Source organism: Wolbachia endosymbiont (group A) of Epagoge grotiana (genome assembly GCF_947251775.1).
Lineage (GTDB): Bacteria > Pseudomonadota > Alphaproteobacteria > Rickettsiales > Anaplasmataceae > Wolbachia > Wolbachia pipientis.
In genome coordinates this window covers 1007949-1021490 of sequence record NZ_OX366387.1, presented here as the reverse complement: position 1 = coordinate 1021490, position 13542 = coordinate 1007949, and the positions used below count along the sequence as shown (strand labels likewise).

General features: G+C 34.7%; 10 protein-coding genes and 3 pseudogenes. 4 read left to right on the top strand and 9 right to left on the bottom strand.

Features of this window, described 5'->3' with window-relative positions; translation table 11 throughout:
• Positions 1-2: 2 nt before the first annotated feature.
• Together OPR50_RS04730 and OPR50_RS04725 are read right to left on the bottom strand one after the other, a co-directional pair.
• Complete coding sequence (locus tag OPR50_RS04730; RefSeq protein ID WP_007549013.1) at positions 3-1286, bottom strand: HlyC/CorC family transporter; 1284 nt, start codon at positions 1284-1286, stop codon at positions 3-5.
• A gap of 88 nt (positions 1287-1374) precedes the next feature.
• Positions 1375-2553 carry an aspartate aminotransferase family protein gene (locus OPR50_RS04725; RefSeq protein ID WP_155968466.1) on the bottom strand — a complete coding sequence of 393 codons (1179 nt, stop codon included), beginning with the start codon at positions 2551-2553 and terminating at the stop codon, positions 1375-1377.
• 275 nt (positions 2554-2828) lie between these two features.
• Between OPR50_RS04725 and OPR50_RS04720 the strand changes: the two genes are divergently transcribed.
• Positions 2829-4001, top strand: a complete 1173-nt coding sequence (locus tag OPR50_RS04720; RefSeq protein WP_264339441.1) for an NADH-quinone oxidoreductase subunit D — start codon at positions 2829-2831, stop codon at positions 3999-4001.
• 27 nt (positions 4002-4028) lie between these two features.
• Here the strand turns inward: OPR50_RS04720 and OPR50_RS04715 are convergent, their stop codons facing one another.
• Together OPR50_RS04715 and OPR50_RS04710 are read right to left on the bottom strand one after the other, a co-directional pair.
• The gene (locus OPR50_RS04715; protein ID WP_153296793.1) at positions 4029-4172 is read right to left on the bottom strand and encodes a hypothetical protein; all 144 of its coding nucleotides are present in this window, start codon (positions 4170-4172) and stop codon (positions 4029-4031) included.
• Positions 4173-4761: 589 nt separating this feature from the next.
• Positions 4762-4956 (bottom strand): annotated as a pseudogene (locus OPR50_RS04710) (IS256 family transposase); the annotation flags it as partial.
• Between the two features lie 167 nt (positions 4957-5123).
• On the opposite strand from OPR50_RS04710, the gene OPR50_RS04705 reads away from it, so the two are divergent.
• On the top strand, positions 5124-6452 hold the full coding sequence (locus OPR50_RS04705; protein ID WP_155969615.1) for an IS4-like element ISWosp9 family transposase: 1329 nt from the start codon (positions 5124-5126) through the stop codon (positions 6450-6452).
• 36 nt (positions 6453-6488) lie between these two features.
• Here OPR50_RS04705 and OPR50_RS04700 read toward each other — a convergent pair whose 3' ends face one another.
• From OPR50_RS04700 to OPR50_RS08835, 4 genes and pseudogenes are all read right to left on the bottom strand, one after another.
• Positions 6489-7820: a DNA recombination protein RmuC gene (locus tag OPR50_RS04700; protein ID WP_151807714.1), complete on the bottom strand. Its 1332-nt coding sequence runs from the start codon at positions 7818-7820 to the stop codon at positions 6489-6491.
• A 173-nt stretch (positions 7821-7993) separates the two neighbouring features.
• Positions 7994-8974, bottom strand: a pseudogene (locus OPR50_RS08840) (IS3 family transposase).
• A 209-nt stretch (positions 8975-9183) separates the two neighbouring features.
• The gene (locus tag OPR50_RS04680) at positions 9184-10113 is read right to left on the bottom strand and encodes an AEC family transporter (protein ID WP_141456821.1); all 930 of its coding nucleotides are present in this window, start codon (positions 10111-10113) and stop codon (positions 9184-9186) included.
• Positions 10114-10417: 304 nt separating this feature from the next.
• Positions 10418-10560 (bottom strand): annotated as a pseudogene (locus tag OPR50_RS08835) (N-acetyltransferase); the annotation flags it as partial.
• A 16-nt stretch (positions 10561-10576) separates the two neighbouring features.
• Between OPR50_RS08835 and OPR50_RS04670 the strand changes: the two are divergent.
• Positions 10577-11740: a multidrug effflux MFS transporter gene (locus tag OPR50_RS04670; RefSeq protein ID WP_264339185.1), complete on the top strand. Its 1164-nt coding sequence runs from the start codon at positions 10577-10579 to the stop codon at positions 11738-11740.
• 27 nt (positions 11741-11767) lie between these two features.
• Here OPR50_RS04670 and prfA read toward each other — a convergent pair whose 3' ends face one another.
• Entirely contained in the window at positions 11768-12847 is a 1080-nt protein-coding gene (gene prfA, locus OPR50_RS04665) for a peptide chain release factor 1 (protein ID WP_265023859.1), read from the bottom strand.
• A 98-nt stretch (positions 12848-12945) separates the two neighbouring features.
• On the opposite strand from prfA, the gene yihA reads away from it, so the two are divergent.
• Entirely contained in the window at positions 12946-13539 is a 594-nt protein-coding gene (gene yihA / locus OPR50_RS04660; RefSeq protein WP_265023858.1) for a ribosome biogenesis GTP-binding protein YihA/YsxC, read from the top strand.
• Positions 13540-13542 lie beyond the last annotated feature (3 nt).

The window sequence follows — 13542 nt, the reverse complement described above, 5'->3', positions numbered from 1 at the left end:
AATTAATTGCTGCCACTAATATTACCAGTTTTTACTTGCACTTCAACAACAGTAATAATATTTTTATCTTTCTTTAAAATCTTAAAGCGAAAACCATACATGGAAAACTCCTCGCCTTCGTCAGGAATGCGCTCTATTTCATTCACAATCATACCTGCTAGAGTTGTAGCTTCTTCATCAGGGAGATTCCAGTATAACTGCCTGTTAATGTCCCTAATAGTAGATTTTCCTTCTATGTGATACATATTATCAGATATTTTCTTTATAAAATTCTCCGTAATCAAATCATGTTCATCCGAAATTTCTCCAACTATTTCTTCCAGTATATCCTCAAGAGTTACAATTCCCTGCAGTGCTCCATACTCATCAATAACAAATGCAAGGTGTTTCCTGTTCTTACGGAAGTTGTGAAGTTGCACGCTGAGCGGTGTACTTTCTGGTATGAACCAAGGCCTTGACATAACTTGGGTAATGTCAACTTCTTCCGCTTTATTATTCTTTTCACGCAAAGCATTTATTAGAGCTTTCACGTGAATTACACCTACAATGTTATCTGGTTCCTTCTGCCATAAAGGTACTCTACTGTGACTGCTGGTTAAAATCTCTCTTATTAACTCTTCTTTATTCCGATCTATATCAAGAGAAAATAGGTTTCTTCTATGGGTCATAATTTGTGATATCTCTGTCTCAGCCAAATCAAGTATGCTGCTTAGCATATCTAAATCCTGTTGCAACATAGTTCCTTCACTGCGGTGAAGAGTAATCATATTACGCATTGCATCCGCTGCAGATATCACTTCCTTATCTTTATGCAGCCCACATAATTTTAGGATGAGGTTAACAATAAATTGAATACCTAGTGTCAATGGAGAAAAAATCTTTACAAAAAACAATACAAAATAAGCAGAAAATGATGCAAATTTTTCAGGATTTTGAATAGCATAAGTTTTTGGTAGAACTTCGCAGAACAATAAAATACAAAATGTCATTATAATTGTTGATAGGAGAATGCCCTCATTTCCAAAAAGATTGATAAATATTGCTGTAAATAAAGCAGAGCAAGTAATATTAATAATTGTATTGCCGAGCAATACCGTTCCTATTGTCAATTCTTTCCTATTTAATAAGCGATCTATTACCCTGGCTTTTTTGTTACCGTCTAGCTTTAGCTTATTAACTCGAGAACGGCTAATTGAGGTTAAGCCTATTTCTGCTCCTGAGAACAAAAACGATAAAACTAACAAAACAAAAATTGCTGATGATACTAAGACCAATAACCAATCCATTAAAGTACGATGTTATTGTGATAAAAAATAAAATTAATTTTACATGTTATGAGAGGCATTTGCAAGCCTGAATTTATATTGCCGAATTTTATATACCTTTAATCTTAAAAAACAAATCATAAAGCATATTACACGCTGCGTTCACATGCTCATCCTCAATGATAAGTGGTGGGGTTACCCTTACTACTTTGTTGTTTAAAACCCTAGTTATTATTAAACCTTTATCAAGAGATCGACTAATAATTTTATCAGCTACAAGAGTTGCTAGTTCTATTCCCATTAGTAACCCTTCTCCACGAACTTCTAAAATCATCTCAGGAAATTCTTTAGCTAAAAGCAACAGCTTTTCTTTTAAATATTTACTAATTCTTTTAACATGATCAAAAAAGTCTTCTTTTAGCATTATATCGAGCACTGCATTACCAACAGTCATGGCAAGTGGATTGCCACCATAGGTTGATCCATGAGTTCCTGGAGTAATTGCTTCTGCTATATAATCTTTCACTAAACATGCAGCTACAGGAAAACCGTTACCCATAGCCTTCGCACAGGTTAGCATATCAGGTTCAATGCCGACATTTTGATAATGAAATAAAGAACCGATGCGTCCATATCCGCACTGCACTTCATCAAAGCACAAAATTATTCCTTGAGCTTTTGTTATTTCCCTTACTTTTTGAAGATATTCTACGTCTAGTGGATATACTCCACCTTCGCTTTGTATGGGCTCTAAAAATACAGCAGCTATTTCATTGTTGATTTTTTCTTCTAATGCTTTAATGTCATTTCTTGGCACTTTATCAAAACCAGAAAGGAGCGGAGCAAAACCTTCGCGTGATTTTTCATTGCCTCCAGCAGAAATTGCAGCAATACTGCGGCCATGAAAGCCTCCTTCAATTGTAATAATACGATTACGTTTTGCTTGCCCTTTTGAATAAAAGTAACGACGAATAAACTTAATTGCAGCTTCTGTTGCTTCAAGCCCACTTGAGCAGAAAAAAACTTTATCTGCAAAAGTCAGGGTTGTTAAACGCTCGGCAAGCCTTTCTTGCTCGGGAATAGTGAAAATGTTAGAGCAGTGCCATAATGAGCTCGATTGCTCTTTCAGCTTATCTGTAATGTATGGATGACAATGCCCTAAAGAAGTTGTAGAAATACCTGCAGCAAAATCTAAATATTTTTTACCATCTTTATCAAAAAGATATGCCCCTTCTCCCCTGACTATAGGAGTGTCAAGTCTATTATACGCATTAACAACATGATCCATTTTATAAGTATTGTGGTATTATCTATACTATACCTGAAATGAATCCATTAACACAAAGCTTTTCCTTTAACCTCTTATGCTACTTCAACTAAAAATTTGGCTAATGCAAACCTTTTTTGTCATTCTATAGCTAAAGTGACTTGGTTTTACCAACACTTATTAGCCATTGTAAAAGTTTTTGTTTCTATTGAATGATAGTTGTAGCCTATGCAAGAAGTTTATTGACTTTGAGCGCACTTTAGCCTATACAATTTTAATATCTTAAACTACTGGACATGCCCGATCTAAAGACAATGATGTTAAATTTTGGACCTCAGCACCCAGCTGCACATGGAGTGTTGCGTCTTGTTTTAGAGATGGATGGTGAAGTGATCGAGAGGGCAGATCCCCATATTGGGCTTTTGCACCGCGGTACTGAAAAATTAATAGAACATAAAACGTATCTTCAAGCTTTGCCTTATTTTGATCGCCTTGATTACGTATCACCAATGTCACAAGAGCATGCATATTCACTTTGTGTGGAGAAATTGTTGCAATGTGAAGTGCCAATTAGGGCAAAGTATTTACGTGTCTTGTTTTGTGAACTGACGAGAATACTAAATCATTTACTGAACGTTTCTTCTCAAGCACTTGATGTTGGAGCAATGACCCCTCTTTTATGGCTCTTTGAAGAAAGAGAAAAAATACTGGAATTTTACGAAAGAGCTTCAGGTGCAAGGTTTCACGCAGCTTACATCAGGCCAGGTGGAATTGCAGCAGATGTTCCAGAAGATTTGATTGAGGATATTGCAAAGTTTATAGAGCAATTTCCAAAATATATAGACGATGTTGATGAACTTTTAACAGAAAATAGGATATGGAAGCAACGCACTGTAGGAATTAGTGAAATATCAATTAAACAGGCACTTGATTGGGGCTTTAGTGGCCCAATGTTGCGCGCTGCTGGGCTTGCTTGGGATTTGCGAAAAAGCCAGCCATATGAGATATATGATCAACTAGATTTTGATATACCGATCGGCCAAAATGGCGACTGTTATGACCGTTATCTAGTTAGAATGGCAGAGATTAGGCAATCTATCAGTTTGGTGAAGCAGTGCATAGAGAAAATGCCTGAAGGGCAAATAAAAACTGAAGATAGAAAAATTTCTCCACCGTCAAGAGTAGAGATGAAAAAATCTATGGAAGCTCTGATTCACCATTTTAAGCTCTATTCAGAAGGATATCACGTACCAGAAGGTGAGGCTTACGCAGTTGTTGAGGCACCAAAAGGTGAGTTTGGAGTGTATATAGTTTCAGATGGTACCAATAGACCTTATAGGTGCCGAATAAGAGCACCTGGCTTTGCGCATTTACAAGCCTTAGACTTTATGGCAAAAGGACACATGCTTGCTGACGTTGCAGCAATTATTGGCTCACTCGATATAGTTTTTGGTGAGATTGATAGGTAATCATTGGTACCCGTTCAGGCAATGGCGTCATGCAAGTAGCTGACACATAACTGTACGAACATTTGTTTGCAAAGGCAGTATGTTAAGTGTTATAGCCGATTTTGCCTCAAACACAAAGGCAGTGCCTTGACTACTTGGATCCAGAAAAATTGATTGTGTACTATATAACATTTTTGATCAAAAGCGTAACCGTTCACTGTTAGACTGCATTCTGTGATTTTTAGCAAAACATGATCTTTCATTTGAGCTTCCTTCAATTTAAAATAAATACAGAAAATTGCTGCCTATAGCTAAACTGACTTAGATTTACCAACAATCGTCATCCCGCTACTTGTTAGCGGCTAAGAGATACCGCGGCGGCATAGCTATCTTCAAAAATATGGTTGAATAATTGTGTGTATAATTATTAATATTTTTAAACACTTTGGCTATGGCTTTATCTAAGTTTCTCGACCCTAAGCTGGATTTAACCTTCAAAAAAATATGTAGGGTCAAGAACTGGCGCGCCTACTTTAGGGTTTGGTGGCTGATCTATTGTTTTCACAATAGGCCTCAATCCAAATTCCCATGTTAACGTTTCCAGCTCCCGCCTCGTCAAACGCAGCATCCGCACTACGCTTTCCTAGCAGATTCTTTACCAAAGTTTATAACATATTGTGCTGGTGATGCTTTCGGTTTGTAATACCTTATTCTGTAGTCTGAATATAGACCCAGCGTTTTGTATATCCATTCGCTACTCCACTTCTTCCAACCAAACCCTCTCTTCACTTTCAGCTAATAAGTGATTTTCTATTTCACCTTCCAAACTTGCCTCCAGCAGCTTTTTTATAAATGGTGTAAATGCTCCATCCCTTCCTGTTAATGGTCTGCCTTCCCTTATTGATGACAGTATATTTGCTTCCAGTTCTTTGTAATCTACCAAACCGGTAGTTCTGTTTACTACTTTCTGACTCATTGTCAAACCTCCATTTTTTTTATATCAATTTATTACTTTTTTTTTGGTTTGACACACTTTTTTGAACCATACGCGTCAAGTTAAGGAAAAGTGTAAGTAAAGTTGATAGAGTGAAGGAAAATAATAAGGTATAAATTCTCTTGGATATATGAATGAGAGAACTTACAATGGACAGAATAGCTTGCTTATCAAAAGACCTCAATGAATTCTTTAATGAAAAAGCAGACGAAATATCAATTGCAGTAGGTTTTATAAAAAGAAAGAGAAAACTTAATGGCTCATCATTCATAAAAGCTATGGTTTTTGGTAACATAGGAGTTGATGATTGCAGCATAGAAACAATGTGCCAATTGCTAAATGAAGACTCGATAGAAATTACAAAACAGGGTTTAGATTTTAGGTTTAGTGAAGAAGCAGTTGAGTTCATGAAAAAAATGTATAACGAAGCTTTGTGTTTATTTAAAAAAAGTCTACAGATTGATTGCAAAATTTTACAGCAATTTGGAAGCGTTAAATTATTGGATAGCAGCTACATTAGCCTGCCCAGTAGCATGGAAGATATGTACAAAGGATATGGCAGTAGCTATAGAGATTGTGAGAATAATACTAAATCAGGAATAAAGCTACAGTTAGTCTTTGATTACCTGAATCAAGCGCTAGATAAGTTAAATTTTATGGAAGGAATAAGGTCGGATCAAGGTTATAGGGATTATCTGAACGGTTTATCAGCCAATGATTTGCTAATATTTGACTTGGGCTACTTTGTGCCTAGTTCTTTTAAACAGATTGATGAAGCAGGTGCATATTTTGTTAGTCGTTATAAGTCTGATACCAATATATATGATATAGAAACAAATCAAAAAATAGAGCTATTGGAGTATTTAGAAGGTCAATTATCTTCAGAAAAAGAAGTATTATTAGGAAAGGAAGTAAAAATTAAGGTAAGAATTATATGTCAAAAGCTAACTGAAGAACAGTCTATGGCTAGAAGAAGAAAGGCTAATAAATTAGCAAAGTCACATGGATATACATCTTCTCAAAAGAATCAAAAGTTATTAGATTGGTCAATATTTATAACTAATGTTCCAGAGAGTAAAATTAATGCTGAACAAATATTGACGGTTTATAGAGTAAGATGGCAAATCGAATTACTATTTAAACTATATAAAAGTCATATCAATCTTGATAAACTAAAAGGAAAGACAAATCCATTTAGAGTATTGTGCGAGCTATACGCAAAATTATGTGCTATTCTCGTATTTCACGAAATGGTTGGCTGTGTAAAACTAAAAAAGAACACGGAGCTCAGTTTAACAAAGGCATTTATTGAATTGAAAAGGCGGGTTAGAGAGCTCTTTTTGATATTAAACAATATTGTCAATAATTTAAAAATTTTTCTAAAAAAGCTTACTATAATCTGGTCAAAGTTTTCTTTGAAAGACAGATATAGGAAGACCAGGGTATCTACTTTAAGCTCTCTACATTCCTTAACTTGACGCGTATGGTTTATTTAACACTCCCTGTTAAGATGCCTAATCTACTTTCAGCTCCTCAGTATGTAAACTGCGTGGTAAAGACTCTAATTCCTTTGCAGCACTTAAACTTTTATTTTTTGCATGTATACCAAGCTTATTGAATTCTCGAGCAGCAGGAAACACCCTTGCTTCAAGAGAGCCAGCAGTTTTATTATAATGATCAACAGCACTTTTTAAGCTCCTGCGCAAATTATCAAAGTTTTCACCCATTGTGCAAATGCGCTCATATAAAATATGACCTAGTTCACTGATTTTCTTTGCGTTTTCAGCTATCATCTCTTGCTTCCATCCATACGCTATTGCTCTCAGCAACGCAATTAGAGTGATCGGTGTTGCAATGATCACTTTTTTTTCCACTCCAATCTCTATCAAAGCAGGCTCATATTCCAGTGCTGCGCTAAAAACCCCCTCCCCTGTTAAGAAAAGCACCACAAGTTCTGGCGTATTTTCAAATTGATTCCAATACTCTTTTTTACCCAAATCATTTATGTGTTTTTTTATTGCCAGGGAATGGTTCTTTAATTTCTCCTTTTGTATTTGCAAATCATTTTGTGATATAGCATCCATGTAAGAATCAAGCGGCACTTTAGCATCTATTATTATTTGCTTTCCAGATGGCATTTTGATTATTAAATCAGGACGCAATAAATTATCCTCGTTTTTATCAATCACTGACGGCTGAGTAAAAAAATCGCAATACTCAATCATTCCTGCCATTTCTACCACTCTTTTGAGTTGCATTTCACCCCATTTGCCCCTAATGTGAGGTTTCCTCAGGGCATTAGCAAGGTTGGAAGTTTGGTTCATCAGCGCTCCAATTTGCTCCTTTAAACCTTCATAGGCCCCTACCCTCTCCTTTTCTAGCTCACGTATTTCATTATCGAATTTTTCTAATTTTTCTTTTATTGGAGTTACAACTTCGTTGATCGTTGCTTGTCTTTTTTTGAAATCGCTTTCCGTTTCTTTTAATTTACTATCGATTACTTCCTTTGCTAAGTTCAGAAAATTATTGTTATTTGTTTGCAAAGCATCAAGAGAGAGCGCTTTAAAAGTGTTTGTTAATCTCTCCTCTGCTTTTGTTAGTAATTCTATTTCCTTTTTCTTTTCCTCACGTTCTTTTTGCAGAGTTACTTCAAGTTCTGCTTTTTTGACCCTTAAATCAACTATTTCTTCATTCTTCGTAAGCAAAGTTTGCTTTGTTTCTTGAAGTTCTTGCTCTAATTTACATAAATTACCCTCAAGGTTTGCTTTCTTTTCGCTCAGTTTTTTTACGATAATGTAGAAAAATAGTAATAGAGAGACAACCAGAGCTATAGAATTGAAAAGCATCAGAATAAAAAAGCTGTATTTACAATTCTATATGATTTTTGTGTGTATAAGAAAGAAAAAAGGAGCACCTAAAGAGGTGACCTTACCCAGAAAAAGTAGAGAGAAAGTTAAGACGTTTTTATCATGAGAATAAATTGTGCAGGAATGCAATAGTTAATAGTAGAATGTCTACGTTATTTGTTATAAAAGATTTCTATGTATTCAAATATGGCAGTTCTGGTTTGTTGAGCGAGAAGTATCAATAAGCAGCTCCCTTTTAAGTGAACTTTTCTGCAACAGAGTTATCGTAACAACAGCCCTTATGGCTCATGCTGGAAATGATGTTTTTTGTATTCAATAGAAATTGGTAATTTTGAGAGGTATACTGTGACCCTTGATCGCTATGTAACAGCAGATTTTTATCGGGTTTGCGTTTATCAACGGCCATCAATAAAGAATCTATAACTAATTATCATGTTACTCATTAACCACCATGCGTGAATATAGGTCAATTATTGCCGCCAACAACCTTCTTTAGTTTTTATGTAGGTAATCCCAAACTTTATTTGGCTGATCAGTAGTAAAATTTTGATCCAATGTGTTCGGAGCCACAACTCGGTTGCTTATTTGCTGTTTTTTATTTTTGAACCTTCGTCTAAGCTTGGCTTTAATGCCATTTTCTTGCATAACACTTTGTACTGTTTTAATTTTTGCCTAAAGCTTTTAATTCAGCGTGAATTTTAGGGGCTCCATATCTGCATTTAGAAGCTTGATGTATTTTTTGAATATCTGCTAGAAGCCCTTCTTTTGCTAATTCTTTACTGCTTTTTTCCTTAGCAACCCATACCACCAGTACAAAACCCTACATAGTTCCTGTGTTTTATAGCAATTTCTATATAAAAGAATACTTTACTCTTTTTCTTTGCCCAGGGCTTTTTTTAAAATGTCTCTTTCTCTTGTTAGTTCTTTTTTTAGATCAAATCTTTCTTTGTCATAAGGAGCCTTTGCCTGGAAATGCGTATGCTCCAGACATTTTTCCATCATATTTTCTTACTTAACATACTACCATCTATACCTAGATCTTTTGCTATTTTTGTACTTGCTTGACCTGTTTCTTTAACCAGCTTAACAGCTTCTAATTTGAATTCTGCTGTATATTCTCTTCTATTTGTCATATTTTGAAAAAACGTTTTATTTTACTCCAAAAACGTTTTAACTTTCTCTCTACTTTTTCTGGGTAAGGTCAATTTACCGCCGCGGCGCTAACTAGTAGCGGGATGACGGGTTACCAAATTGTAGAAGTTGCTTTAGCTATAAATTCAAGTTTTATCAATGTCTTGTGTTGTTACCCAAATAATGGTTGTGCAAGCGCTTAATTTTTTGATCAAAAAGGAACAAGTTTAGTAAAAAATAATGATATTATTAGTGGAACATAAAACAGTCCCACTGCAGTACTGATTAGAAGCAACAGAGTAGCTTTATCTGGTTGATAATTCAAAATATTAGCAAGTATTATACTGGACCCAGAAACTGGAATAATAGCCAGCAACATCAGTGCTTTATATATGCTCTCATCGTATATACCTATAACATGCTTGTCTAAAAGGACAATTCCTAAAACAAACAGTGGCCAGAATACGTACTTTGCTGTAATAGTGATCAAAGCAAGCTTCCAATCTATTTTAAAGCTTGCAATATTCGCAATGCTCACTCCAAGTAGCACCATTCCTAATGTGACAAAAGTACTTCTAATGTTCATCATAACATCTGTTAAAAAAGTAGGTATTTGTATATCGTATATACTTAAAAAGAAGCCCAGAACCATCGCATAAAGCGAAGGAAGTTTGAACAACTTTAATATGCATTCTTTTGCGGTATAAATACCATTTGCAGCTATGTAAAATCCTAAGCTGTTTTCAAATAGCGCCATTCCTATATAACAAACAACATATACAGATACTGAATCTTCATCAAATAAAGCCATGGCAATCGGCAGGCCAAAATAACCCATACTTGTGCTACCCGAGCTAAATGCTAATATGTTTCTCGTGTTATCCTTAAATAAAAAAGAAGAAAGATAATACACTGATAAGGACATAGTGCTACCTATAAACCATATCAAAATCGGCAGAGAAATTACTTTTAAATTAACTTCTGTATGAGAAACTCCATATAAAATCACTATTGGATTAGCTATATAAAAGAGTATTTGAGATATAGTGTTTCTATCAATTTTAAGACATTTTCCTGCTAAATAACCAATAAATATCGTAATATAAATAGGTAATATTTTTAGGAAAAGAGTAAAGAACATACTAGCCTATTGTGATACTTTTGACTGATAAAGTAATATTAGATCTTAAGGTATTGTAAAAGTAAACAAAATTTATTTTCCAATTTATCCAGCTCATAGTTAATTAAATTAGTGCCAAAATTTGTTTTTACATAGGACTTAAGAATGACATTTTTATGATAAAATTATGTTAAGTTTCTATAAAGCTTCTTGCATATTTTTAAATAATGACATATTTACTAAAAATTAAACTGCTTGTAGTAATTTAGACGAACTGTTGAAAAAGTAAGAGGAAATAAGTAAAGTTAGGACAGAGAGTAAGAGCTTTAACATAGTTGTCATATTTTTCTCAATTAACTCTGGTGTCCAATTTATCCACCACCTCTTTACGTGAGGTGTTTCTAACCATTTTAATAACAGTAAAAAATGTTCTTCTTTCAACGCTTTAAATGTGACATTTTTATTCATTAATTGAAAATCTCAAATGTTACTACCATTTCTATTAATCCTGTCTCTAATTGCCAAGTTCATTGAAATTGACATTTCCGTACCTAGTTTTCCTGATATGGTGCGCTATTTTAACGTATCAGAAGGAACAATTCAATTAACTATTGCTTATAATTTTTTAGGCTTTTGCATAGGAGGGTTGTTTTTCGGTCCATTGTCTGAATGCTACGGCAGAAGGAGAATTATGATCATAGGTAACACCTTGTTATTAATCGGCGCTGTTGGTTGTGTTTTTGCACCGTCGATTTTTTGGCTTTTAATCTCTCGCTTTGTTCAGGGCATTGGTGTCAGCACATCTGTAGTTGTGTTTGCAATCGTTGCAGACAGCTATAAAGGTGACGAAGCGGTGAAATTTATTGGAATCATGAATTCTGTTCTTACAGTTGTCATGGCAATTGCGCCAGTGTTAGGCAGTTTCATCAATGAAATTGTAGGATGGCGTGGTAATTATGCAACTGTTGCAATACTTTGTTTGATCTCTTGGGTTTTGCTGCTTTTAGCGTTACCAGAAACAAAAAAGGACCGCGATATTTTCAGTTTGAAAAAAACGATGAAAGATTACAGAAAACTACTATCTAATCCGAGGTTTGTTACGTTGTCTTTGATGTCAAGCCTCTTTTCTGCTGCTTATATGTCATTCATCACTTGTGGACCTTTTCTGTATATGAAGACTTTTGGTTTATCTAGCACTATTTATGCACTACATCAAGGTGCAATAGTTGGGTGCTTCTCACTCATCAGTCTATTTGCTGGCAAAATCTTGCAGAAACTTGGAGCAATAAAGTGTGTAATTTCTGGTACGAGCGTGGGTGCTATTGGGTCTCTATTGCTTGTAATATTCAGTATAATTGTACCCCACTCTTTCTACTTAGTAACACTGTCTATGATTATTTTTTCTATCGGTTGTGCAATTTTCCAGCCAGTGATTTTTAATGCATCAATAAATGTTTTCCCTGAAATTAAAGGCACAGCTTCTTCTGCAGTCTCGTTCATTAGAGCTTTTATCATGGCTATTTTTATCGGCTTAACAAGCTACATTTACAATGGTCAAACAATTAGTGTAGCTGTTCTTGTTTTATCCGCGATAGTACTAGAACTTGTTTTTACTGTCTATCTATTGCGTTTAAAAGATCCTATGTAATTAATAAAGATATTCCATTGTAGGCTGCTAACTTTCCCCTGCCAATCTTTCTGCTTCATTACGTGAGATTAATGCCTCAATAAATTCATCTAGTTCGCCTTCTTTGATAATCTGCTCTAGCCGATGTGAAGTTAGATTAATTCTGTGGTCTGTTATTCTTGATTGTGGGAAATTATATGTTCTTATGCGCTCGGAACGATCACCAGAGCCAATCTGGCTTTTCCTCATTGTTGACCTTTCCATTTCTTTTTTTTGTCTTTCAATTTCGTATAGCCTTGCCCTCAATACTTTGAGCGCTTTAGCTTTATTTTTATGCTGCGATTTTTCATCTTGCTGTATCACAACTATCCCTGTTGGCAAGTGGGTGACCCTTACTGCGCTGTCAGTTGTATTCACTGATTGCCCTCCAGGACCACTGGATCTATAAACATCTATTCGTAAGTCTTTTTCTTCTATTTTAAAGTCAACTTCTTCTACTTCAGGTAATATCGCAACAGTAGCGGCAGAGGTATGCAACCTTCCTGAGGATTCAGTTTCTGGCACTCTCTGTACTCTGTGCACCCCTGATTCAAATTTCAACCTTGCAAAAACTTCTGTTCCATTAATGAGTGCAGAAGCTTCCTTATAGCCACCTATACCTGTATTAGAAATGCTTATTGGCTCGAACTTCCAATTTCTTCTTTCTGCATATTTTTGATACATACGAAATAACATTGCTGCAAATAATGCTGCTTCTTCTCCGCCTGTACCTGCTCTAATTTCTAATATTGCATTTCTTGAGTCATCTTCATCTTTGGGCAATAATGCTAACTTTAATTTTGCTTTTATTTTTGGTAATAATACCTTGTGCTTTTCGAAAAATTCTTCTTTTGCTAACTCTTTTATATCACCTTCGCTGTTTTCATCTTTCATTATTTCTTCTAAGTCTGAAATTTCCTCTTTCAGCGTGTTATATTCATCAATTATCTTGATTATTGGCCTGAGCTCAGAGTATTCCTTTGAAAGGGTAATGAATTCTTTTTGACTTAAATTGGTATGATTTTCCAAATTCCTCTCTATATCATTAAATTTTTTCTTTAAGTCTTGTAAATTATTTTCCATATCCATATAGCACAGATCTAGCTAAGTAATATATACTGAAATAAAAAATTTCTTATATCAAGCAATAACACTATAATATACCTACTACCTTCTAGTTGAATATAATGGCAAAACAGATAACATCAAACTGCAATTTCATATTTGGAGCTTCGGACATAAAATCATTACCAAATGAGTCGGTTCCAGAGATTGCATTTGCTGGTAGATCAAATGTAGGAAAATCCAGTCTGATTAACTTACTGATAAACAGCAAAAAAGCTGCCAGAGTTTCCTCTAAACCTGGATGCACTAGACAAATAAATTTTTACTCTATGTACAATGATAAGTTCAGGCTTGTTGACCTACCAGGGTATGGTTATTCTCATGCAGGTAAGGAGGAAATTATACAATATTTAAACTTAATTGAGTATTATCTAATTCAAAGAAGAAATCTAAGAAGAGTGTTTGTGTTGATAGATAGCAAGGTAGGATTAAAAGAAATAGACAAAGACTTCATTTATTGGTTAATATATAATAACATTAACTTTAACGTTGTGCTAACAAAAATAGATAAAGTAAGTCAAAAAAGCTTAGGTGCTGTTATAGAAGATATTCAAAGATGGATTAATAATGAGAATGTGTCAATTCATCAAATGAGCATCCGTGTTAAGCATAAAATAACCAAGGTAAGAGATGAGTTTTTCAAGTTTACAAGATAAAAA